At 43.2% G+C, this 22,581-nt stretch carries 22 protein-coding genes and 2 tRNA genes; 16 read left to right on the top strand and 8 right to left on the bottom strand.

Annotated features, from left to right (window positions below):
• The first annotated feature begins 1 nt into the window (after window position 1).
• From cbiM to L6E24_RS11410, 9 genes are all read left to right on the top strand, one after another.
• Complete coding sequence (gene cbiM, locus L6E24_RS11450; RefSeq protein WP_257742108.1) at window positions 2-652, top strand: cobalt transporter CbiM; 651 nt, start codon at window positions 2-4, stop codon at window positions 650-652.
• A 17-nt stretch (window positions 653-669) separates the two neighbouring features.
• Window positions 670-1,143: a hypothetical protein gene (locus L6E24_RS11445; RefSeq protein ID WP_257742107.1), complete on the top strand. Its 474-nt coding sequence runs from the start codon at window positions 670-672 to the stop codon at window positions 1,141-1,143.
• Between the two features lie 24 nt (window positions 1,144-1,167).
• Window positions 1,168-1,932, top strand: a complete 765-nt coding sequence (cbiQ, locus tag L6E24_RS11440) for a cobalt ECF transporter T component CbiQ (RefSeq protein ID WP_257742106.1) — start codon at window positions 1,168-1,170, stop codon at window positions 1,930-1,932.
• Window positions 1,929-2,837, top strand: coding sequence for an energy-coupling factor ABC transporter ATP-binding protein (locus tag L6E24_RS11435; RefSeq protein WP_257742105.1), 909 nt, complete (start codon window positions 1,929-1,931; stop codon window positions 2,835-2,837). The genes cbiQ and L6E24_RS11435 overlap by 4 nt, the downstream gene beginning before the upstream one ends.
• A 223-nt stretch (window positions 2,838-3,060) precedes the next feature.
• The gene (locus L6E24_RS11430) at window positions 3,061-4,509 is read left to right on the top strand and encodes an MFS transporter (RefSeq protein ID WP_257742104.1); all 1,449 of its coding nucleotides are present in this window, start codon (window positions 3,061-3,063) and stop codon (window positions 4,507-4,509) included.
• A gap of 133 nt (window positions 4,510-4,642) precedes the next feature.
• Complete coding sequence (locus tag L6E24_RS11425) at window positions 4,643-5,587, top strand: ion transporter (RefSeq protein ID WP_257742103.1); 945 nt, start codon at window positions 4,643-4,645, stop codon at window positions 5,585-5,587.
• Window positions 5,588-5,868: 281 nt separating this feature from the next.
• Window positions 5,869-6,465 carry an FKBP-type peptidyl-prolyl cis-trans isomerase gene (locus L6E24_RS11420; protein WP_257742102.1) on the top strand — a complete coding sequence of 199 codons (597 nt, stop codon included), beginning with the start codon at window positions 5,869-5,871 and terminating at the stop codon, window positions 6,463-6,465.
• 403 nt (window positions 6,466-6,868) lie between these two features.
• Complete coding sequence (locus L6E24_RS11415) at window positions 6,869-7,930, top strand: RNA-guided endonuclease TnpB family protein (protein WP_257742101.1); 1,062 nt, start codon at window positions 6,869-6,871, stop codon at window positions 7,928-7,930.
• Between the two features lie 288 nt (window positions 7,931-8,218).
• Window positions 8,219-9,847, top strand: coding sequence for a dockerin type I domain-containing protein (locus L6E24_RS11410; RefSeq protein ID WP_257742100.1), 1,629 nt, complete (start codon window positions 8,219-8,221; stop codon window positions 9,845-9,847).
• A 765-nt stretch (window positions 9,848-10,612) separates the two neighbouring features.
• Here L6E24_RS11410 and L6E24_RS11405 read toward each other — a convergent pair.
• From L6E24_RS11405 to L6E24_RS11395, 3 genes are all read right to left on the bottom strand, one after another.
• Window positions 10,613-10,687 (bottom strand) — tRNA-Glu (locus L6E24_RS11405).
• A 191-nt stretch (window positions 10,688-10,878) separates the two neighbouring features.
• Entirely contained in the window at window positions 10,879-11,718 is an 840-nt protein-coding gene (locus L6E24_RS11400; protein WP_257742099.1) for a class I SAM-dependent methyltransferase, read from the bottom strand.
• A gap of 103 nt (window positions 11,719-11,821) precedes the next feature.
• Window positions 11,822-12,274 carry a GNAT family N-acetyltransferase gene (locus L6E24_RS11395; RefSeq protein ID WP_257742098.1) on the bottom strand — a complete coding sequence of 151 codons (453 nt, stop codon included), beginning with the start codon at window positions 12,272-12,274 and terminating at the stop codon, window positions 11,822-11,824.
• 210 nt (window positions 12,275-12,484) lie between these two features.
• Here L6E24_RS11395 and L6E24_RS11390 point away from each other — a divergent pair, with 210 nt between their 5' ends.
• Window positions 12,485-13,372: a phosphate ABC transporter substrate-binding protein gene (locus tag L6E24_RS11390; RefSeq protein ID WP_257742097.1), complete on the top strand. Its 888-nt coding sequence runs from the start codon at window positions 12,485-12,487 to the stop codon at window positions 13,370-13,372.
• Window positions 13,373-13,736: 364 nt separating this feature from the next.
• Entirely contained in the window at window positions 13,737-14,168 is a 432-nt protein-coding gene (locus L6E24_RS11385; protein WP_257742096.1) for a phosphate-starvation-inducible PsiE family protein, read from the top strand.
• 82 nt (window positions 14,169-14,250) lie between these two features.
• On the opposite strand, the gene L6E24_RS11380 is transcribed toward L6E24_RS11385, so the two are convergent.
• Complete coding sequence (locus tag L6E24_RS11380) at window positions 14,251-15,597, bottom strand: mannose-1-phosphate guanylyltransferase/mannose-6-phosphate isomerase (protein WP_257742095.1); 1,347 nt, start codon at window positions 15,595-15,597, stop codon at window positions 14,251-14,253.
• A gap of 119 nt (window positions 15,598-15,716) precedes the next feature.
• Here L6E24_RS11380 and L6E24_RS11375 point away from each other — a divergent pair, with 119 nt between their 5' ends.
• Complete coding sequence (locus tag L6E24_RS11375; RefSeq protein WP_257742094.1) at window positions 15,717-16,121, top strand: hypothetical protein; 405 nt, start codon at window positions 15,717-15,719, stop codon at window positions 16,119-16,121.
• Entirely contained in the window at window positions 16,118-16,783 is a 666-nt protein-coding gene (locus L6E24_RS11370) for a flavodoxin family protein (protein WP_257742093.1), read from the top strand. Before L6E24_RS11375 ends, L6E24_RS11370 begins: the two co-directional genes overlap by 4 nt.
• A 43-nt stretch (window positions 16,784-16,826) precedes the next feature.
• Here the strand turns inward: L6E24_RS11370 and L6E24_RS11365 are convergent, their stop codons facing one another.
• Window positions 16,827-17,396, bottom strand: coding sequence for a Mut7-C RNAse domain-containing protein (locus tag L6E24_RS11365; RefSeq protein WP_257742092.1), 570 nt, complete (start codon window positions 17,394-17,396; stop codon window positions 16,827-16,829).
• A gap of 15 nt (window positions 17,397-17,411) precedes the next feature.
• Window positions 17,412-18,419, bottom strand: coding sequence for an AmmeMemoRadiSam system radical SAM enzyme (amrS, locus tag L6E24_RS11360; protein WP_257742091.1), 1,008 nt, complete (start codon window positions 18,417-18,419; stop codon window positions 17,412-17,414).
• A 163-nt stretch (window positions 18,420-18,582) separates the two neighbouring features.
• On the opposite strand from amrS, the gene pyrH reads away from it, so the two are divergent.
• From pyrH to nth, 3 genes are all read left to right on the top strand, one after another.
• Window positions 18,583-19,287 (top strand): UMP kinase, encoded by a 705-nt coding sequence (pyrH, locus tag L6E24_RS11355; RefSeq protein WP_257742090.1) that lies wholly within the window; start codon window positions 18,583-18,585, stop codon window positions 19,285-19,287.
• A 276-nt stretch (window positions 19,288-19,563) separates the two neighbouring features.
• Window positions 19,564-19,638, top strand: a tRNA-Pro gene (locus L6E24_RS11350).
• Between the two features lie 2 nt (window positions 19,639-19,640).
• On the top strand, window positions 19,641-20,300 hold the full coding sequence (gene nth / locus L6E24_RS11345; protein WP_257742089.1) for an endonuclease III: 660 nt from the start codon (window positions 19,641-19,643) through the stop codon (window positions 20,298-20,300).
• A 55-nt stretch (window positions 20,301-20,355) separates the two neighbouring features.
• Here the strand turns inward: nth and L6E24_RS11340 are convergent, their stop codons facing one another.
• A complete protein-coding gene (locus L6E24_RS11340) occupies window positions 20,356-21,423 on the bottom strand; it encodes a DUF3089 domain-containing protein (protein ID WP_257742088.1) in 1,068 nt (355 codons plus the stop codon).
• A gap of 118 nt (window positions 21,424-21,541) precedes the next feature.
• Window positions 21,542-22,561, bottom strand: a complete 1,020-nt coding sequence (locus tag L6E24_RS11335; RefSeq protein ID WP_257742087.1) for a DUF3089 domain-containing protein — start codon at window positions 22,559-22,561, stop codon at window positions 21,542-21,544.
• Window positions 22,562-22,581 lie beyond the last annotated feature (20 nt).

Here is a 22,581-nt window from a genome sequence, read left to right as displayed (position 1 = left end):
AATGCATATATCTGATGGAGTCCTGCCCCTGCCTGTCATTGCAGGTGGCTGGATAATCACCATCATCCTTCTTGCAGTAACACTCAGGTGGGCAGGAAAAAATGGTGATATCGCAAAAGAAATTCCAAAACTATCTGTTCTTACAAGTGCGTTTTTTGTAGCATCCCTGATCCATATTGACATTCCCCCTTCAAGTGCACACCTGATTCTAAACGGACTGCTTGGTATCCTTCTCGGACCGCTCTGCTATGTTGCGATGTTTATCGGACTAACGCTTCAGGCCCTTTTGTTCCAGCACGGAGGTCTGACAGTTATCGGAATTAACACACTTAATATTGGAATTCCCGGACTTATCTGCTATTTCATCTTCATGGCAGGATATAAGAAGAAGATCCCGCTTGCACTGCTTGGAGGTATCTGCTGTGCACTTGCAATATTCCTGACAGTGGTCTGTCTGGTAAGTGTGCTTGTCATATCCGGAGATCAGTTCACAGCAGTTGCAGGAGTGCTTGCAGTTGCCCATATCCCGATTATGATCGCTGAAGCCTTCATCGGCGGTGCTGTGGTTGGCTATATCGCAAAGGTCAAACCCGAACTTCTGCCCATACCACTTAAAGGTGAAAAATCCGGTGACCGGAACAACAATGAATAAATTATAAGGAGATATTAATGAAGAAATTACGCTTATTAACCCTGATCGGACTTGCAGTGCTTATGGCAATGCTTTTTATCTCGCCCGTTTCTGCACATAAGGCATTTGTAGGGGCTTTTTTGACAGGAGACGCAGATGACGAGGTACAGATTAAGGCATGGTATGAGGGCGGTGCCCCGATGGCAAACGCTGAAACAACCATTTACAAAATAGAAGACGGCGAGAAGGTAGTTTATCTTGAGGGTACAACCGATGAACAGGGATTATTTACCTTTGAACCTGAGTACAAAGTAACCGAATACGCAATAAAGGTAGAGCAGACAGGACACCGTGCAAAGATGGACCTTGATCTTGAAGGCGGCGTATCTACAGGAAATTCCGGTGATGAAATGCCGCTTTTCGCACGTATTATTGCAGGATTTGGTTATCTGGTCGGTCTTGCCGGACTTGGAATGATCTATTCGGCACGGAAGATGACTAAGGGACAGTGAAAAAAGGCATAGTGCAGAAATCAGATGAAATATCCTGACATAGATAAATATGCGGATATGGATTCCCCCATACACCGCATTGAGCCACGGATTAAGGTTATATCTTTTGGAATACTCATTGTGTCCGCCGTATTTGCAGGCAGCATCCGGGCGGCATCCCTTTTTCTTATTTTATCAGTACTGATACTTATTATATCACGCCTGCCTCTCAGGTTTATCCTTGGGCGTGTGAAGATAATCTGTGTCTTTCTGGTGCCGATTCTTCTGCTGATGCCGCTGACTGTGCCGGGGACTCCCATATTTACAGTTGGATTTATGATATTGTCTAAGGAGGGGCTTGACTTTGCAGTCCTTGTGTCAGTCAGATCAGTTGCCGCCATCATTCTGGTAATAACAATGCTTGGAACTCAGAGGTTTGATACTACACTTAAAGCTCTTTCAATGCTTTATGTACCGGGAATTATCATTCAGATGCTTCTTTTCACCTATCGGTACATCTATGTGATGATTGATGAATTTATGAATATCTGGTGCTCTATGCAGGCGAAGGGTTACAGGTTCAGGTTTAACAGCCATGGCCTGTCAATGATTGGAAATCTCATAGGGATGCTCCTGATTAAGAGTTATGAACGTGCAGAGCGGGTGTATCAGGCAATGATTGGGAAGGGCTATACAGGAAAACCAGTCTCCTTCTCATCGTTTAAAATTACCGGCACAGACTACCTCTTCTGCTCTGCTGCCATTGTTGCTGTTACAGGAATTTACATCATAAATCCGGGATTATTATGAAAAAAGCCATAGAAATTACCAATCTGAATCATCAGTACAGCGATGGGACCATCTCGCTTGAGAATGTCTCTATCTCTGTTGATGAAGGGGAGATGATCGCAATTATCGGGCAGAACGGGGCGGGGAAGACGACACTGTTTCTCCACCTGAACGGGTCTATTAAAAGTCCTGATAAGAATGTGCTGATATTCGGGGAGAATATCGGGACAATGCAGGTTGAGGAGCGAATATGCAGGGTAGGGGTAGTATTTCAGGACCCGGATGACCAGCTCTTTATGCCGACTGTGTATGATGATGTAGCCTTCGGACCGATAAATATGGGACTTTCAAAGGAGGAGACTGACCGCCGGGTAAAGGAAGCACTTGAGACTGTCGGACTTTCCGGTTTTGAGAACCGGGTACCTCATCATATGAGCTATGGGCAGAAGAAGCGTGCTGCTCTTGCGGCTGTGCTCTCGATGCAGCCCAAAATTCTGGTATTTGATGAGCCTACAGCGAATCTTGACCCAAAGAGCAGAGCCATATTTATCAGGTTAATTAATGACCTGAACAGGAATATGGGAATTACAACAATTGTTGCTATGCATGATGTCAATGCTGTGCCGTCTGTTGCTGACCGCATCATTGTGCTGAACAGGACTGTTGTTGCAGACGGAAGTTCACAGGAGATCTTTTCTGACATTGAACTTTTAGAGGAGAACAACCTTGAGGTGCCGGAGATCTGCAAACTGTTCTGTATCCTGGGCTGCTACGGCTGCACATGTGACACTGTGCCGCTTACAATGGAGGAAGCAGCACTGGCACTGGATAAGATGACCGGAAACAACGGCGGGAATGTTGCCCTTAAGAAGGATGAACATACGGATGAGAATGTGAAGAGCACCATCTGCCGGTTTTCTCTTTAAACCATTTTTTGACACATCATCATTAATTTGTCCAAAAAAACCAGTTACTACCTCACGACACTGCCATTTTATTGTCTGACCGCTGAAGTGAGTAAATCAATAATATGAATTATTCCGGTGCTATCCGGAAATATAATGTATTACCGCCCTGAATCCTCAACCTTAAGTGTCCTGCCAAAAAAATCAATAAATATATATCAGGACAGAAGGATTTTATATAATTATGAACGAACAACCCGCCCGTCAGAAGATGTCCGTAAAGGAGCTGATGATAGTCATCGTCATCTCACTTGGATCATTTATGGCGGGACTTGATGCCACAATAGTCAATATTGCTCTTCCCTCAATAGCAAAAGCATTTGATGTCTCAACAGTGACGGCCTCCTGGGTTCTGAATGCTTACCTGATAATCCTTGTCAGCCTGCTGCTCGCCGCAGCCCGTCTTGGTGACATAAAGGGATACCGGAAAGTATTCCTGGCAGGTTTTGCCATATTTACTGTTGGATCTGCATTGTGCGGATTTGCCTCCTCCATTGACATTCTGATAATATCACGTATGCTTCAGGCAACAGGAGGGGCGATAATAGCGGCACTTGGAGCAGTGATGGTCACAAGCTACCTTGCACCATCACTTCGTGGGCAGGCACTCGGCATTGTTGCAATGTTTACCATGCTTGGAGCGGCACTTGGTCCTGTCATGGGTGGATTTTTAACAAGTGCATTTTCCTGGAGCTTCATATTTTATGTCAATCTTCCGGTGGGAATCATCGCCATTCTGCTGGGACTGCATACTCTGCCCCGGCAAAATCCGGTCTCGCCAGGAGGTAAAATTGACATTCCCGGAGTGGCACTTGTCTTCATTGCATTAAGTACTCTTATATATGGATTAACCTCCCTTCAGGGAACAGATTCAACGGGAGGAATTCCGGCCCTGATTATATCCGTAATATTCTGGATTATATTCTGGTTCAGGGAAAAGAGAGCGGGAGAGCCGTTGATAAATACCGGTCTCTTCTCCAACAGGGCATTTACCATTCAGAATATAAGTGTCATGCTCATACAGATGGCAATGGCGGGAGTGATGATTCTGATGCCGTTCTTCCTGGAACTGGTAAAGGATCTGCCGACTGACAACGCAGGAACAGTCCTTCTTGCTCTCCCAATCGGAATGATCCTCACATCACCGATTGCCGGCAGATTCTCAGATGTGCTGGGAACTAAGAAACCTATTATCGCCGGATTCGTAGTCTGTGCCATCTCACTCCTGCTACTCTCAACAATCAGCCAGAATACCAGTGTAGGCCATGTGGTCATATATCTCTTCCTTCTTGGAGCAGGAACAGGAATCGCATATGCACCTCTAAACAGTGCAGTAATGGGAGAATCGCCGGAAAAAGAGAGGGGGACTACCTCCGGCATGATAAAGATGATGACAAACCTTGGTTCTTCACTTGGGGTTGCTCTTGTCATGCTGATTGCCACCGCAGCACTCGGACCTAAACTTGCAGATGAGTCCATACACAACCTCCCGGTCTCAGATCTTGCCGGTGCATTTGATGTTGCATTCCTCTTCCTGATGGGAATTGAGATTCTCGGAATTGTACTGATGCTCTTTGTCAGAGAGAAGGAGAACGGGTACAGCACTGACGGTGAACCTGTAGCCGGTTTCTGACCGGAAATCCGGGATACTCTTATCCGGAATTTTTTACTGTATAAACGGATAAGAAAACCTGAAGATGAATTGTCAGCAAAAAAACCGGCATAATGATTACACTATGTGCACCATCCTGTCCGGAAAATGAATAATGAACGGTCAGGAGAGACATATGAGAGAACCATCACGTTTAGAAAGGGTCAGAGCACGGATACAGGCACTCATGGAAAAACCGGCACCGGGTGACAGAACTGCCCGGTTTACCCATGTATTCCTTGCTCTTGTGATCATTACCAATACGGTTGCCGTAATTATATTCACAATCCCTTCAGTGGATGCATCCTTCTCTTTCGGACTAAACCTTATAATTACCTTCTGTCTGCTGGTATTCGCCATCGAATATATTCTCAGGATATGGTCCTGCACCAGTGCACCGACCACTGCAAAGAGATTTTCTGAACGTCTCCGGTATGCAACCGGGTTTTATCAGATAATTGATCTGCTCTCGATAGTTCCGCTGATCTTTCCGGTATTCTTTCTTAGTGATTTTGCCCTTTTGCGTGGATTCAGACTGATCTCAATCTTTAAGCTGGGCCGTTATGCCCGGAATTCCACATCACTTGACCTGCTAAAGCGGGTTGTCTTTAAGAAAAGGGAAATCTTCACCATCATGATATTCTTCCTGGTCTTTGTTATTTTATTCTCATCAACAATTATGTACCTGGTGGAGAACCACGCCCAGCCGGATAAATTCTCCAGCATTCCGGCAGCAATATGGTGGGCAATGATGACGGTGACAACGGTGGGTTATGGCGACATATACCCAATTACTCCGCTTGGAAAGGTTCTTGGGTCATTTATCACCCTTGCAGGTGTACTGCTCCTTGCCCTGCCGTCCGCAATTCTGGCTACCGGGTTTATCGAAGAGAGGCAGAAGAATAACGGAGATAAACCCGATAATTCAGAGGATTATTTAGAGAAATCAGGACAGATGATGGACCTGCTGGAGAGGGCCGCCGGACTTAGAGAGAAGGGTATAATTACTGATGAGGAATATTCAGAGATTAAAGCCGGAATTATCTCAGAGAAACGCTGATAATAGGGAATTGCATTACTCAGGGTCACTCAGGGACCTCATATATTATAAATATGGTAATTTTGTGCCGGAGAAATGCCTTCATCTAATTTTTCGGTGTTACTTCCGGTAGTTGCTTCCAATACTGTTCTCCCCCGATTTACCGACACTTAAAATAACATCGCATCCTGCATTAAGAAGAGAATCCATTACAGGCAATGGTATTTTTTTTTGTATAATCTCTGCTGAAACACAGCTATATATCAGAAATTGTTATAATATTTTATATCAACTGTTAATACATGAAAAATAAAACTCATTTCTCAGGGCTGTCTCCCTTTTCACTGGCAGTTATTGCCGTAATTCTGTCAGCTCTGTTTATAGCCGGACTGTCGCTTGCAGGAGGCTATGCAATGGATAAAAATGCCCCTGCAAAATCCGGGGATCAGGTAAGTGTATATTATTCGCTCTCTTTTCCCGGAGGTGCTGTATTTGAATCAAATGTAAATGACACACCCCTTAATTTTACACTCGGAAGCGGAGCTATGATCTCCGGATTTGACAGGGCAATCAGGGAAATGGTTCCGGGCGAGACAAAAACAGTCATTCTAACTCCGGATGAGGCTTACGGCGAGAAAAATGAGAGTCTTGTAAAGAAAATTCCATTAAATGAGGCGATTGATTTAGTAAACGGAATGAACAGGGAAAATATCACAATATCATTCATTCCGGGTTATCCCTGTCCGATGATCGAATATAAACTTCCGGAAGGGAAATTCATGAGATATGTGTTTACCAATATAACGGAAGATTCGGTGACTGTTGACACAAACAGGCCGCTTGTCGGAAAAGATCTCCGGTTTACAATTACTCTTGATTCAGTCATTAAAAGGGCATGATGAATATAATTCAACCCTTTTAATGTTATCAGCCCAAAATTTTCTCTTTAATGATCCATAATTACTTTCCCTCAGGCATCCCGCATTGAAATTGTGAGGATCATACCCCAGATATATTTTGCATACGAGATAAATCAAAACAGATTATATCACCCTATAAAAAAGTGCACCGTTTCATCATCATTTGTGAACCAGGTGGTTCATGGATGACTTTTTTTAAAAATTTAGCGTAAATCCCCTTGGTCTTTAGCCAAGGGGATGTAAGCGACATCATCTTTGTTCTCATATATATATTTCGTAATTGTAGTTTTACCAGAAAATATATGGGGGGTTGAAATTAAACTAAATCTATATGTTGAGAGCCTACAAATACCGAATCTATCCTAACAAAGAACAGGAGAAAATGTTCTTTCAGCATTTCGGTGCCTGTAGGTTTATCTACAATTGGGGTCTGGAAAATAAGATCCGAACTTATGAAACAGATGGAAAATCAATTTCGAGATTTGCATTACAAAAAATGCTGCCTGATTTGAAATCAGAGCATGATTGGATGAAAGATGTTAATTCGCAATCAATACAGAGTGCATTGTTAAATCTTGAGAATGCATTTACTCGTTTCTTCCGGGAAAAGAAAGGATTTCCAAAATTCAAATCCCGAAAAAATCCAGTGCAGTCATTTTCAGTTCCACAACATTATATTGTGAATTTTGATACTCATAAAATTAAATTACCTAAAATTGGATGGGTTAAAACAAAATTACACAGGAAATATGAAGGAGTTGAAAAAACTGCAACAGTGTCAGTCACCTCAACGGGCAAATTTTTCATTAGTATTCTGATAGATGATGGACAGGAGCAACCTCCTGCACAATGTTTTGATGTAAATACAACCATGGGTGTTGATGTAGGTATCAAAGATTTTGCAATACTTTCCAATGGGGAAAAGATTGACAATCCCCGATATTTGAAGCAGTCACTTCTCCGACTGAAAGTGTTGCAAAAACGATTGAGTAGAAAACAAAAAGGTTCTAACAACAGAAATAAAGCAAAAAATGCAGTAGCAAAAATTCATGAAAAAATTCACAATCAAAGAAGCGATTTCCAGCACAAACTCTCTTTTAGATTAGTATGCGAGAACCAAGCAATTGCACTGGAAACTTTGAATGTTGAAGGGATGTTAAAAAATCATAAACTGGCACAACATATTGCTGATGCATCATGGAGTTCATTTGTTACTCAATTGGAATATAAAGCACAAAAACAAGGTAAAACTATCTTACGGATTGGACAATTTGAACCATCTACAAAAATCTGTAGTGAATGTGGATATTACAACAGGGATTTGACTTTATCTGATAGAGACTGGATTTGTCCGGATTGTGGGATACATCATGACCGGGATATCAATGCCGCGATAAATATCAGGAAATTTGCTTTAGATAGACAGAATCTAATTGGAATATAATATTTTTACACCCTTGGGACGAGGGGAAGGGCCTGTGGACTTACGAACAATGGTTTGGGGTATGAAGCAGGAAGCCTCTGGGTCTTTAGCCCAGAGGTAGTTCACTAGTCAGATCTCCGGCAGACTGTGTGAGTGTGCTGAACATGCAGTCCTGAAAAACCGGATTAATTATTTTGAGGCCAGAACCGGTTTTTCCGGAAATATATTAATAATATCAGTACGAAAAGGGGAATAAGGCTTACCGGGTCCAGGGTAATAAAAACAAAATTCGGGATGGAGGGATTATGAATGGAAAAAAGAAAGGATAGGAGGATATTCTCCAGAAAATCCTCATTTACGGGATTTTTTATCATTATGTTGTTATTCATATCATGCAGCACAATGACAGTATCAGGGGCAGCAGAGTCTGGTTATATTTCAGAACAATCCGGATGGCCAAAGGAAGTATTTGCACCTTATATTGACACAACACTCTGGAGTACCAGTGCCGGCGGTTACTATGACCTGAAGAAGGCATATCTCTCTACCGGGCAGAAATATTATACCCTGGCATTTATTGTGAGTGACGGAAATGCCAATCCGACATGGGGGGGATATACCAGTCTTGGAATGGATTCAGACCACTTTGTAGATAAAATAAATTATATCCGCTCAGTAGGCGGTGATGTTGCAATATCCTTTGGCGGGGCAAGCGGAGTTGAAATTGCGTTAAACAATACCGATGTTGATACCCTGACATCGAAATACCAGCAGGTAATTGACAAATACAATCCAACATGGATTGATTTTGATATTGAAGGGACAGCAGTTGGTGACAGGCCTTCCATAGGAAGAAGGAGTATATCTATTAAAAGATTACAGGATAATAATCCCGGACTTAGAATCGGATTCTGCCTCCCTGTAACTCCGACAGGACTTGATGCCTATGGACTTAATGTAATTGACAATGCTACCGAAAACGGCGTCGAAATTGACATTGTAAATCTAATGGTTATGGATTACTATGATGCAGCTGTCCATGGAAAAATGGGTGATGCTGCAATTTCAGCAACTGAAGGAGCTTATAGCCAGCTAAAAGAACGAAATGTATCTGCAACGCTGGGTATGACACCAATGATAGGGCAGAATGATGCTGCCCAGGAAATATTTACCATAGATAATGCAAATCAGGTTGAAGAATGGGCCGAATCAAAAGACTGGGTCACAATGCTCGGCATGTGGTCAATAAACAGAGATAACAATGGCAGTGAGGGTACTGCAATATTCCAGTGGTCACAACTGGACCAGGAAAACTTTGAGTTCACAGATATATTCAAAAAATTTACGACCGGATTTACATCAGCACAACTAGTGATTCCGGATATCAGCATCCCTTTAAACTCCACATATGTAATTCCTGTTATGGTCTCCGGGATAACTAATGCAAAGGAGGTCTCATGTTCATTAAAATGGGATTCTTCAGTCATAACGGTTAATAAAGTTAAGGCAAACAATACAGTATTTCTTGGATCTTCAGTCACACTTAACCTTACAGAAGAGCGGGCGGATCTGATTCTTGTCAATACAAATTCAATGACAGATACAGATCTGAATGCCTTATTTGACATCTCAGTGGTCCCAAGAGGAAACAGCGGAGATTCATCCATGATATCAACATTTAATGCAACATGGACTGATACGAATATGGCAGAATACAATCTTGAATGCATTAACGGAACTATCAGTTTTTTTGGGGTTAAAGGCGATTTCAATGGCAACGGAGTTGTTGATATTGGCGATGTATCTAAAGTTGCATATATGGTTGCCGGACTGACATCAAAGAACATGGCCGCAGATTTTAACAATGACGGAGATGTCGATACAGGAGATGCTGCCAGAATCTCATGGTATTTTGTGGGAAAAATTAACAATCTTTAATATTTTCTTATTTTAATCTGCATTTTCCATTTACAGGCAGACAGTGTGTCGATCTTTCAGTAAATAGGAATTACAGAACTTCCGGTATACTGTCTCAGGACAGATATTGATTTAATTAACCGCCCGCTGAATAACCACATTAAAACAGTGAATAATATCCATTCTGTCAATGCCGGTCTGAGTTTCCGGAAAAGTACTTTCCCGATCTTCCCCCATGAACCCGCACATAAAAACCAGTATGCTCAGTGAAGACTGCGTTTACTTACTTATAGTATAATATCCGCGTGATCCTGCACTTTCTTCACGGCGGCGGCAAATCAAAAACTACGAGATAAAACTTATTCAGTTTAAATGACATCTTCACCTTTAAGTCCACATAATGTGTGCCAGCCACACATTTTTAAAACTTATTTGTCCCCTAGCTGTTTTAACGGAGATATATACGAGGAAAACATTATTATGCCAGTAAAAAGGAGAGAAAAACTGTTTGGATTGGAGTATCAGTTACATGGAGAAGTGAAAGGCGGGTAATTTAGAATAGGGATTTCCGGAAAACACTGAAATTGTGGAGATCAAAAAAGGCAAATGAGAATGACATTGATTAAAAGGACTTAGGCAGGAGAACAGAACAATAAACTGGCAAAAGAAGGAAATGCCGCCAAGCAGAATAGAAAGTTCACCCTAAAATAGCCAGAAAATCACATCAGAATATAAACTCCAATATGGATTTAAATCACAAAAAGAAGTCCTAAAAACGCATAATAGTGCTGATATGGGGATTTGAACCCCAGTCGCAGGAGTGAGAGTCCTGCATGATTGGCCGAACTACACTATATCAGCAATACTTGTGCCTCTAAAGATTGTCCGGACGAATATTTAAGAATTATCATTTCAATCCTGAAAAATCACGGTTTTTTTAGCCTCAACCATCATCACCGGTAAAATTCAGCTGAAAAAACGCAGATCATAACATCATACCGGGCACAGTGCGCACTTTTTTTGTTACTGCACAAACCTACAGTAAAGATTGTTCATAATTTCCTCATATCAAAGACCCACCTCAGGATTCCGGGGGCGACATTACCACATGCTGAATACCCCTCCACAATAAACCCACAGCCCTTTGCATAATCAATAAAATCCCCCACCTGATTCTCCGGCCTGAAAGAGTAAAAGTGAAGATGCCCATCCTTCTTTAAAATTCCTGAGAGAACAGGAATGACATCATCCATTCCGTAAGGTGCCGGCGCGATTATCCTGTCAAACAGACATCCAAAAGAAGACCCCGAATCAGAAAGAGAGCCGGTGACAGACCCAAAGAGAGAGCCGCAACAACAGACATCACCGCATATGACATCCATACTCCCACAAACTGAATTAAGATTCATGTTTTCCCGCATATAACCGCAGGCCTTCCTGTTCAGCTCCATAGCAATAACATTCCCGCCCCTCTTCGCCGCCGGAACAGCAAACGGCCCGACACCTGCAAAGGGCACAAATACAGACTCACCTGCCTCAACAAGAGAAGCAACCCTCATCCTCTCAGAGGACAACTTTCCGGTGAAAAACGAATCCTTAAGATCAACCTTATACGAAAAACCATACTCACGGTGAACCGTCTCAGTCCCGCCGCCATAAATAACATCAAAATCAAAAGTCCTGAAATCACCTGACAGTAAGGACCGCTTATTCAGAACAGTCCTGATACTCTTTCGGGAACAACAGAGAGCCTCAGCTACAGAACCGGAATATGTTTTTGCAGATACCGGAAGTGAGAGCACTGCAATATCTCCAATGGCATCAAACCGGCCCGGAATTTCATCCAGCACCCCGTCCGGAATAACGCCCTTAAGCCGGGACTTAAAATCCATCAGAAAAATATTCTCCGTATATCTATTGATATATTTCCCCGGATAAGAGAGAGTCCACCGGAGAACTAACATTCAGAACCGGAATTTATAGCCGGAATTCCGGCTATAAACCCTTCTCAAACATCAGGTAATGCGACCGTGAAAAACCCATCCTGCCGTAAACTTCAATGGCATTCAGGTTATCATCATCCACATAAAGCCTCAGCCCGCAGACATCCCCCTCTGAAACGGATAGTTCAGCAATAAATTCATAAATCTTTCTGAAAATTCCCTTCCTCCTGAAATCCTCCCTCACATAAACACTCTGAATCCACCAGTAGCTGCCGCAGTTCCAGTCACTCCACTCATAAGTTATCATACACTGCCCGGCAATCTCACCTTTGCACTCCGCAACAATGTAAAATCCCCGGCTCTCATCTTCAAAAAGACCTAATACTCCCTTGAGAGCAGTATCTGCATCAAGCACCCGCCCTTCAGTCTCGTATGCCATCCGGATGTTATTCCCGGAAATAACAGCTGCATCATCCTCCATCGCTTTTCTGACAGTGACATCCATACTAATCCTGCCATAATATGAACAGAATCACACATTACAATACCGAACCGGTTATGAAAAAGAGGCAAATTTCCGGATAAAAAAACAGAATAAAATTGACAGATCCCAATACATATACCGAAAGTAAAAACTATACCAGTACGTACTAAACATTTTAAAATATACATTACTTCGGTAAAGAATATATTAACCTCAGCCGACATTATTCCGATGAAGAAAGATCAGACCTTCAGCAGAGGTATGATGCTTGTGGCAGTTCTTGGAATTGTCGCAGCATTTGCACTTGTCTGCGGCTGCACTGGAAGCTCAGACACACCGACAGCATCATCCGGTACAGGACAGAGTACTGGCATCAGAACAATCTCAGTAACAGGATCAACAACAGTTCTTCCGGCAGCTCAGGCAGCAGCCGAGTCTTTCATGATGGAAGACAAGAGTGCTGACATCATGGTCAGCGGCGGAGGATCAAGCGTAGGAGTACAGGCAGTCGGTGAAGGAACGGCTGACATAGGCATGGCTTCAAGAGAGCTTAAAGATTCAGAGAAGGAGAAATACCCCGGCCTTGTCCAGCACGTAATCGCACGTGACGGCATTGGTGTCATCATCTACAAGGACAACCCGGTAGAGAGCCTCACAATTGATCAGCTCAAATCAATCTACAAAGGTGAGGTCACAAACTGGAATGAAGTCGGCGGAGACGACATGGAGATTGTCGTAGTCGGACGTGACAGTTCATCAGGAACAAGAGAAACTTTCTCCGAACTAGTAATGGACAAGGAAGACTTCGTTGCAACACAGATGGAGAAGAACTCAAACGGTGCAGTCCAGCAGACTATTGTAAACACACCCGGTGCAATCGGATATGTCGGACTCGGATACATTGACGATACAATCAAACCTGTTCAGATTGATGCAGACGGCAACAGGATAATGCCATCAGTCGAAAACGTCCAGAACGGTTCATACCCAATCGCAAGATCACTTAATATGTTCACCAACGGAGAGGCAACCGGACTTTCCAAAGACTACATCGACTTTATCCTGAGCAGTGACGGCCAGGCAATAATCGAAGAAGAAGGATTCGTCTGCGTAAACTAACTTAAAAAATAAACTTAAAAAAACCCACAAACATTTTTTCATATCATCCTTAAAATCCGGATTCATTTAAGCTAACAGAGAATCAAAGCTGATGCAACCAGATTTGTCTCAGATGAGGATGCAAAATTTATGGCTGATTTCATCCGGAAACTTAAGTTAACTTTCCGGATGATTGTACATATTAAGTCTCCTATGAAAACTTATATATTTCATCCATCATCTTTGAGCTATTGCTCATGAGTGACTTTTTTGCCCGGAATAAATTATTACCGGGAGATAATCTCTGACATAAAAGAGACCGGAGACAATATTTAAAAGAAGAGGTGACTTTATTAGTAATAAAGTAAATATTCAGGCAGGCAATATGGAAAAGAAAATTATCAGAATAATAAACAATATTGAGACATCAGTATATCTCTGTCTCCTTGTTCTCCTCACAATAGTGATAATCTTTTCACTTCTGGAACTGGGATATATGCTCTTTGCAAGCCTGATATCAGGAGACTTCATGCTGTTAAATCCGGGAGGGATTTTAAGCTTCTTTGACTTCTTCCTGCTCGTCTTAATAGGCATTGAGCTTATGGAGACAATAAAGGCATACCTTGAAACCAAGAGAATACAGGTAGAGATCGTCTTAATACTGGCAATAATTGCAATAGCAAGAAAAATAATAATCATAGACACTCAGATTACAGAACCACTCGTGTTGATGTCAATTGGTGTAATTATATTTGCGCTGACAGCCGGATATTATCTCATCAAGAAGGGGAATTCACTGAGTAAAGAGAGCAGATAAGGGATAATTTCCGTCCGATGGCAGGGCAGAGATAATAACCCGTAATCAGTTAAAAAATAATTTTTTAAAAGAATAACTACAGTCACTGCCGGCCGTAAGCATCGTCAAACCTTACAATATCATCCTCTTCGAGATATTCCCCAATCTGAACCTCAATAACTTCAAGAGGAATCATGCCGGGATTTCTGAGCCTGTGCATAAATCCGGCAGGAACAAATGTACTCTCACCATGCGTAAGAGTCCGCACCTCTTCGCCAAGTGTTATCTCCGCACACCCGCTCACAACAACCCAGTGCTCACTCCTGTGATGGTGCTTCTGCAGGGAGAGCACACTTCCGGAATTGACCGTAACCCGCTTTATTTTATAGAAATTCTTCTCCTCAAGAGTTGTATATGAACCCCAGGGCCGGAATACTGTCTGGTGAATCTTTGCAATATCGTCACCCTTCTCAAGATAGATATTCACAAGCTCCTTGACAGACTCAGTATCATCAAGATTGCAGACCAAAACCGCATCCCCGGAGTCGATGACAGCAATATTTTCAACACCCAGGAGGGCTATCTTTCTGCCTCCTGAAGATACAAAATTGTTCTTTGACCTTAGGAAAAGAGCATCGCCGCAGTTGCCTGACTCATCCTTATCCCTGACAGCATACATGGATCTGAAACTGCCGAGATCATTCCATGAGAGAGTTAAGGGAACAACCGAGACCTTATCTGACTTTTCAAGTATGCCGTAATCCATCGAAATACCGTCAATACTGTGATAATTCAGATTTCCGGAGAAGAATTCATCATAAATATCTTTACGAAACTTCAAAACCTCGCCGAAGAAGACCTTTGTCGATAACAGAAACATCCCGCTGTTCCAGAGATATCCTTCATCCAGATATTTCTGTGCAGTCTCCCCGTCAGGCTTCTCCTTAAACTCATCCACAAAATAACCGTTCTTAACCGGAATTCCGGCTTTGATATACCCATAGCCTGTCTGCGGGCTGTCAGGCTTAATCCCGAATACCACAAGAGAGTCCCCGGCCAGATCTTCAGAGGATGCAATCACATCACAGGCAGCGCCATCGAGCATATGATCGCTTGGGAATACCGCGGCAGTGCAGTCACCGCATTCGTCATAGAGCACCTTCATCCCCCACATTACCGCCGGAAGGGTGTTTTTGCCCACCGGTTCTTTAAGGACATGCTCAAAAGGTATGGAGTAGCCAAGCTCTTTTATCTGGTTTATCACATGATATTCATACGGCTCCCCCGTTACAACGACTATCTCATCAGGAGAAGAGATCTTTAATGAACGTAAGTATGTCTCCTGAAAGAGCGAGTGCCCGTTCATCTTTAAAAACTGCTTGGGATACATCTCCCTTGACAAAGGCCACAGCCTTGTGCCCACACCGCCGGCAAGAATAATTGATTTCATGGATATAACTTATATAAAATTGTATTTACAGATAAAAAAAGATATCCGGCGGAGAAACCAAGAGAAGATGAGCAGGCAAAATATTATAAATATTTAATGCTTTAGAACTTATCATCCATATGCCTAAAAGATCAGGGTTTATCATCATTATCACCATTGCCTTTGTGGTTTTTCTGACCGCAGCTTCGGGCTGCACCACAGGAACAGAGAACAAAAACGATGACGGAATGTACAGCCAGACATTCAGCAGCACAATCACACTGCCGGAGCAGCATTACAGACAGGACGGGACATGCTACTGGGTATCTGACATCATGATCACAAATAACGGCTTAAAGGATGAAAAAAACGTAGTTGTCAGATGCAGCCTTAAAGAGGCAGATACAGGCACTGTTTCAGATACAGAGACAAAGTATTATGAACTGTTTCCGGCAGGTGAGAACAAAGGATTCACAGTTGAACTTGATGGTGACTGCGGCAAAAACTACGGAGTAGGAGTTAACATTAAAACGGAGGACAAATGAGGATTACAGGAGTTATCGCAAGTCCAAGGGGGAAGAAAGGGAATACCTACCCACTCTTAGAGGCCGCACTGAAGGGTGCGGGGGATGAAGGGGCAAAGACAGAGATCATCAATATTGCAAAATCTGAGATCAATTACTGCAATGGATGCTTAAAATGTTTCAAATCCGGAAAATGCATCCATGATGATGATTTTGAGAAAATATTTTTAAAACTTATGAAGAGCGACGGCATAATATTTGCATCACCAAATTACATCAACTCAGTCACCGGCCAGATGAAGACATTCTTTGACAGAATGGCGGATGCCATACACTGCCAGATGTTTGAGGGGAAATACGGATTTTCCATCAGCACAGCAGGAGGTTCAGGTGCAGACGAAGTTTCGGAATATATGAACCAGACACTCCGGGTGCTTGGCGCTGACACGACAGGACATATCGGAATGGATATTGCAGATGCAGAAGAAGGAGCTAAACCCTGGGAGAATAAGGCATACGAAGAAGGTAAAAAACTTGCATCTGCTATCAGAAACAATGAAAAATTCCCGGAACAGGAGGAGTTTCATAAATATATGCAGGAGAGAATGGAGAAACTCATTACTGCAAACAAGAAGGAATGGAAGCACGAATACAAATACCTGAAGAAAAAGAAGGGTGAATAAACCGGAATTTTGTGCTGTCCAAAAAGAGCATAAAAATAGAAGTTCAGGCAGAATTATGCCCAGTGCAGGACAATCCTGCCTTAATCTTCTTTTCAAGGTTTAAAAGGTGAGTGCCGGCCCAGTATAATTTCCGGCACCGTGGACACCAGCAGAACCTGAGCTCTCTTCTGCCAAAAGGGGCATAATCCGCACCATCAATCTCTTCAGGGCGTGCAGGTCTGAGCAGAGTATTGCAGAGGGTGCACCTTTTCATCCTGACTTTAAGGTCACCTGATATAAGGCCTTCACCGATAATCTGACCAAGCTGACAGAATACGTCATCAGATGTTATGTGTACCGCAGAAATACCCTCTCCTCTCTCTGCAAGTTCACGATCCCTTGTCAGAAGAATTCTGCCCTCACCCTCTGCAATTTTTAAAAGAATGCTGTCCTCTCTGCTGTTACCTGAAATGACGACATCGGCAGAGAGTGTATCATAACCCATGAAGCGCAGATATTTTGTGAGTGTTCCAAGCATTCTGTCGGTTAAGAATTTAGTGCCGGAATCATCTCCGCTGCAATGACTGTTCTCCGGACTGAAAAGTCCTGTCGCAGTAGAACTGTTCGCATTCATGGCTGAAATTCCGGATTATACTATTATCGGGATTTTTTCACCGCATGAATCACACTCATCACCATCAAGATGAACAAACCTGTCCATAAATCCAACCCTTTCTATGAGCAGTGACCCGCAGTTGTGGCAGTATGTATTGGTATATTCATGGCCTGCAACATTGCCGATATATGGATATCTAAGCCCGCCTTCCTTCGCATAACGGTAAATCTTCTCAAGTTCTGCAAGAGGTGTTGGCGGAATGTCAGTCATGTTGTAATCCGGATGAAACCGTGTGAAATGAACGGGAGTATCCTCACCGAGATTTTCATATATCCAGTTTATCATTGCCTTAACCTCAGCCTCAGAATCGTTTAAGCCCGGAATAACAAGGTTTACAACCTCAATGTGCATACCCTTCTCCTTTGCCATCATAGTCGCGTCAAGGACAGGCTGTAGCTTTGCACCGCAGATCTTTTTGTAGAAATCATCGGTGAATGCCTTAATATCAACCCTGAAGGCATCAAGCATGCCGGAGAGTTCGGTGAGGGCCTCTCCGGTTATATATCCGTTTGTGACATAAATGGTCTTTAAGCCCTTCTTTTTGGCAATTATTCCCATATCAAGGTTATATTCATGCCAGATTGTAGGTTCGTTGTATGTCCATGCAATAGATGAACAGCCATGCGCAAGCGCTTTATTAACCCCATCTTCAGGTTCAATCACCCTGAGGTAATCAGCTGTTTTCACATCGACCTGCGAGATCTGCCAGTTCTGGCAGTGCCTGCACCTGAAGTTGCAGCCGACTCCGCCAAGGGAGTACACCTTTGTACCCGGAAGGAAATGATTGAGCGGTTTTTTCTCAACCGGGTCCACAGCCTCTGCCGCAACTTTCGCATAACTCTCCGCATACAGTGTCCCTCCCCTGTTAACCCTCACTGAGCAGATGCCTGACTTTCCGTCACGGATTCTGCACCTGTGGGGGCAGAGATGGCAGACTACAGTACCATCTCCTTCTCTTCCATAAAGATTTGCTTCACGCATTCAGTTTCACCCCTTAATTATTTCAGTGCCGAAAATACGCTCGTAATACCAATATATCTTTTGATGATATTATCGAAATGGCCGGACAGGAGAAAAAAGAGAGATCCGGATATGTACATTTTAAAAAACATATATGCTATTGAGGACAATATTTAGAATCAGAATGAAAACCATTGTTCTTTCTGTAGGAGGTTCAATTATTGTCCCTTCACTTGAATCAAATAAAATTAGCGAATTCGCTTCTGTTTTAAAATCGCTCTCTGAAAAATTCAAAGTTTTTGTCGTTATAGGTGGTGGAGGAGAGGCCAGAAGGTACATTTCTGTTGCGCGATCCCTTGCCATTGATGAGGCAACCTGTGACGAAGTCGGCATTATGGTGACAAGAATAAATGCATCGCTTCTATCGTGGGCACTTGGAGATGATGCCAGCCCGGCAGTTGCAGAGAATTACAATGATGCACTGTTATATTCAAAGACTTCACGAATTGTCATTATGGGCGGCATAACTCCCGGACAGACCACTGATGCTGTCTCAGCTGTCCTTGCAGAACGCTCAGGTGCAGATCTTTTGGTGAACGTAACATCAATAGACGGCATATATTCTGACGATCCAAAGAAGAACAGTGAAGCAGTAAAATTCGACTCACTGACACATGACGAACTTGTTGATATTGTTTCATCCGGAAAGATGAAGGCAGGCTCAAACAATATCATTGACCTTGTGGCAGCCAAGATTGTGCAGAGAAGTGAAATTCCGCTCCTTGTTATAGACGGAAGAGATCCGGCAGCGTTTAAATCGGCAATTCTGAACGGGGAGAGAACAGGAACAATTGTCAGCAGTGACAGAAAAATGCCAAAACTTCTGTAGTCCGGAAATAACTAAAGCAAGAACTGCCTGAGAGTCACTGCGCTTTTTGGCACTCCCGGAACCGGTATACCGGAAAAATCTCTTTTTATTCTGCCTGTGCAGATCTTCAGGAACATTACACCATCTCAGAAAAACACCAGAATAAATTGTTTAAATCCGAATAAACGCCCACAATATGAATATTTGCAGGAAATTCGTGATAACTCCCATTGCACCGGAATTCAGACCCAAATCGGCAGACATTAATATGCAGACGTTCAATATATGTTGTCCCACGGGGTAGTAGGGTAGCCTGGTCCATCCTAGAGCGTTTGGGACGCTTTGACGGCAGTTCGAATCTGCCCTACCCCATAATGTTGAAAGATACTGCATGCAGGATCTTTTCTGTTCTTTTTAATCAATACATCAGAGAGGATACTAACCTTAATTTCCTTGAATTTGACAATCCCTTCCAGATTCTGATAATGACCATTCTCAGTGCACAGACCACTGACAGAACAGTCAATTCAGTAAAGGGCAGACTTTTTGAAGCCTACCCCGACCCGTCTTCTATGGCAGATGCTGATATCTCTAAAATTGAGGAGATCATCAGACCTACCGGATTTTACAGGGCAAAATCAAAGAATATCAGGGGCGCATCTGAGATGCTTGTCAGGGAATATGAGGGAATTGTTCCGGACAGCATGGAAGAACTTGTAAAACTTCCGGGTGTCGGCAGAAAAACGGCAAATATTGTCCTGAACCATGCCTACGGGATAGATGCCGGAATTGCGGTTGACACCCATGTGAAACGGGTATCTTTCAGGCTTGGGATGACAGACAATACCAGTCCCGACAAAATTGAGAGAGATCTCACATCGCTCTTTCCTAAAGAAGCCTGGGGAAAGATAAACTTCCTGCTCATCTCACACGGAAGATCAGTCTGCGATGCAAAAAAACCTGCCTGTGACAAATGCTGCATAAAAGAGTTGTGCAGGTATTACAGGGAGAATAACTCTCCGGATAAAGAATAGTTCCGGAAAAAATAAATTTTTCGGGATATTTATGTAAAATTCCCGCTTTGATCTATCATTTCTGATTCAGATACGCATCAATCCTGTCGCCGACATTCTCTTCAAGATTTCTGTACCAGAATGCGTAGTCATAGCGGTGATAGACTCCTTCCGGATATGAACCTGTGTCCAGATTTTCTCCTTCCGGAATCGTCGTTGTCAGTGCCATTGTTTCCATATCAATCTGTGCATCGGAGTAATTGCCAACCTCACGCAGGAATTCTCCGGTTGAATCGTTGTAAAACCTTGCACCGAGATTTTCAGATGCAGGAGCATAGGTTGAATCTGTCTTCCAGTTCAGGGGGTTTATGCAGTGTGCACCCTCCATCAGCATAGGGCCGCCAACTGAAGTCGGGGACTGGGAATTGTAGGTGACAACAACTCCGGTATCATCTGCCCCTTTGGCCGCTGTAAGACCGGCTTTTGCAAGATCATCGTCTGTTACAGTATAGCCGATAAGATACGCTGCAACCATCCGGCTGCGAAGCTCTTCATCGTCACCGAAGCGATCTTTAATAAGCTCAATAAGTGCCATTGTTCCCTGGCTGTGACCTGCAATGATAAAAGGCCGGCCTTCATTGAGATTACTGATATAATAATCAAAGGCATCTGAAACATCGGCAGCACCCTGCTTAAACTCATTTGTATCGGTTGCAAGCATATCATCTCCCGACATCTGAACACCGGTTGACATCTGCCGGTAGTAAGGGGCAAAGACGTTGGCATCTGACTGATACACGCCTGCCTGTGCCTCAAGGATACCCTGGGCAAGTGCCCGGTCTACATCATCCGTTATAAGCATTGAACCGGATGAATTGCCGCTGACAGTCGGATAGACATAAAAGACATCCACTTCCTTTTCTGCGGCCGGCAGAGAGAGCCAGTTGTATGAATCACTGTAATCAACGCTGTTATCCGGAGAAATAACAACAGCATTCTGTTCATTTTCTTCTGCCGGAACCTGACTGTCGGCACCTGTGCAGCCGGCCGTCAGAATAAGGCAGATTCCAACAAATACAAACAGAATAAGAGAAAAAACGGATCTGTTTACTGCAACAGAATCCCTTTTCTGAGACTTTACCATACAGTATATTACTTTTACAGCATTATAAGAAGTTTCTTTCAGGATATTTTTCCGGAAAAAAAGATACGGACATATCTGATCCGCTTTTATTCAATTCAGCTCTTATCTTCGTCCAGATTTAATTTTGCATCAAATACGCATCAATTCTCTCACCAACATTCTCCTCAAGATTCCTCCACCAGAATGAGATGTCATAGCGGTGATAGACACCTTCTCCGTGAGGACCGAGGTCCAGAACTTCACCTTCGGGAATCTCTGTTATCAGTGCCCCGTTCTCCGGGTTGATCTCAGCACCAGTGTAATTAGCCACTTCACGCAGGAATTCTCCGGTTGAATCATTGTAAAACCTTGCACCGAGGTTTTCAGATGCCGGGGCATAGGTTGAATCTGTCTTCCAGTTTAAAGGATTGATACAGATTGCACCCGGAAGAAGCATACGGCCGCCTTCGGAGGTTGCAGACTGGGTATTGTATGTTATGACAACGCTGGTATCATTTGCAGACTCTGCTGCCTTAAGACCGTATTTTTCGAGATCTTCGTCAGTTACGGTATATCCAATCAGGTAAGCTGCAACCATCTGACTGCGGAGTTTCTCATCGTCTCCAAAGCGATCCTTAAGAAGCTCCATAAGTGCCATTGTTCCCTGGCTGTGTCCTGCAAGGATAAAGGGACGACCTTCATTGTAATTATTCAGGTAATAATCAAAAGCATCCTCAACGTCAGCTGCACCTATCTTAAATTCCTTAATGTCAGTTGCCACCGGAGTCTGAGTCATATCAGCACCGGTTGACATCTGACGGTAATAAGGAGCATAAACATTTGCATTTGACTCAAATACACTGCCCTGTGATGTAAAGACACCCTCTGCCAGAGCTCTTTCATCTTCATTTGTTATATCCATCAGGCCGGTTTCATTGCCGCTGACTGTCGGATAGACGTAGAATACATCAACCTCTTTATCTATAGCCGGAACTGAGATCCAGTTGGATGAATCACTGTAATCCACGCTGTTATCCGGAGAAATAACAACAGCATTCTCTTCATCCTCTGCTGCCGGAGAGGGACTTTCACTGCCTGTGCATCCGGCTGTTAAAATAAGGCAGATACTCACAAATAGAAAAAAAAGTGAATATATCATTCTGTTCAGAGCAACAGAAC

The sequence above is a fragment of the Methanoplanus endosymbiosus genome, from assembly GCF_024662215.1.
GTDB classification, from domain to species: Archaea; Halobacteriota; Methanomicrobia; order Methanomicrobiales; family Methanomicrobiaceae; genus Methanoplanus; species Methanoplanus endosymbiosus.
This window is presented reverse-complemented; position numbering and strand designations above follow the sequence as displayed.

What these genes read in the sequence shown, in the direction of transcription:
- L6E24_RS11385 (WP_257742096.1), top strand. Translation starts at nt 13,737, where the DNA reads ATGGAAAAGAAAATTATCAGAATAATAAACAATATTGAGACATCAGTA.
- L6E24_RS11410 (WP_257742100.1), top strand. Translation starts at nt 8,219, where the DNA reads ATGGAAAAAAGAAAGGATAGGAGGATATTCTCCAGAAAATCCTCATTT.
- L6E24_RS11425 (WP_257742103.1), top strand. Translation starts at nt 4,643, where the DNA reads ATGAACGGTCAGGAGAGACATATGAGAGAACCATCACGTTTAGAAAGG.
- L6E24_RS11340 (WP_257742088.1), bottom strand. Translation starts at nt 21,423, where the DNA reads ATGGTAAAGTCTCAGAAAAGGGATTCTGTTGCAGTAAACAGATCCGTT.
- cbiM (WP_257742108.1), top strand. Translation starts at nt 2, where the DNA reads ATGCATATATCTGATGGAGTCCTGCCCCTGCCTGTCATTGCAGGTGGC.
- pyrH (WP_257742090.1), top strand. Translation starts at nt 18,583, where the DNA reads ATGAAAACCATTGTTCTTTCTGTAGGAGGTTCAATTATTGTCCCTTCA.
- L6E24_RS11380 (WP_257742095.1), bottom strand. Translation starts at nt 15,597, where the DNA reads ATGAAATCAATTATTCTTGCCGGCGGTGTGGGCACAAGGCTGTGGCCT.
- cbiQ (WP_257742106.1), top strand. Translation starts at nt 1,168, where the DNA reads ATGAAATATCCTGACATAGATAAATATGCGGATATGGATTCCCCCATA.
- nth (WP_257742089.1), top strand. Translation starts at nt 19,641, where the DNA reads ATGTTGAAAGATACTGCATGCAGGATCTTTTCTGTTCTTTTTAATCAA.
- amrS (WP_257742091.1), bottom strand. Translation starts at nt 18,419, where the DNA reads ATGCGTGAAGCAAATCTTTATGGAAGAGAAGGAGATGGTACTGTAGTC.
- L6E24_RS11400 (WP_257742099.1), bottom strand. Translation starts at nt 11,718, where the DNA reads ATGGATTTTAAGTCCCGGCTTAAGGGCGTTATTCCGGACGGGGTGCTG.
- L6E24_RS11420 (WP_257742102.1), top strand. Translation starts at nt 5,869, where the DNA reads ATGAAAAATAAAACTCATTTCTCAGGGCTGTCTCCCTTTTCACTGGCA.
- L6E24_RS11435 (WP_257742105.1), top strand. Translation starts at nt 1,929, where the DNA reads ATGAAAAAAGCCATAGAAATTACCAATCTGAATCATCAGTACAGCGAT.
- L6E24_RS11395 (WP_257742098.1), bottom strand. Translation starts at nt 12,274, where the DNA reads ATGGATGTCACTGTCAGAAAAGCGATGGAGGATGATGCAGCTGTTATT.
- L6E24_RS11430 (WP_257742104.1), top strand. Translation starts at nt 3,061, where the DNA reads ATGAACGAACAACCCGCCCGTCAGAAGATGTCCGTAAAGGAGCTGATG.
- L6E24_RS11390 (WP_257742097.1), top strand. Translation starts at nt 12,485, where the DNA reads ATGAAGAAAGATCAGACCTTCAGCAGAGGTATGATGCTTGTGGCAGTT.
- L6E24_RS11370 (WP_257742093.1), top strand. Translation starts at nt 16,118, where the DNA reads ATGAGGATTACAGGAGTTATCGCAAGTCCAAGGGGGAAGAAAGGGAAT.
- L6E24_RS11365 (WP_257742092.1), bottom strand. Translation starts at nt 17,396, where the DNA reads ATGAATGCGAACAGTTCTACTGCGACAGGACTTTTCAGTCCGGAGAAC.
- L6E24_RS11445 (WP_257742107.1), top strand. Translation starts at nt 670, where the DNA reads ATGAAGAAATTACGCTTATTAACCCTGATCGGACTTGCAGTGCTTATG.
- L6E24_RS11415 (WP_257742101.1), top strand. Translation starts at nt 6,869, where the DNA reads ATGTTCTTTCAGCATTTCGGTGCCTGTAGGTTTATCTACAATTGGGGT.
- L6E24_RS11335 (WP_257742087.1), bottom strand. Translation starts at nt 22,561, where the DNA reads ATGATATATTCACTTTTTTTTCTATTTGTGAGTATCTGCCTTATTTTA.
- L6E24_RS11375 (WP_257742094.1), top strand. Translation starts at nt 15,717, where the DNA reads ATGCCTAAAAGATCAGGGTTTATCATCATTATCACCATTGCCTTTGTG.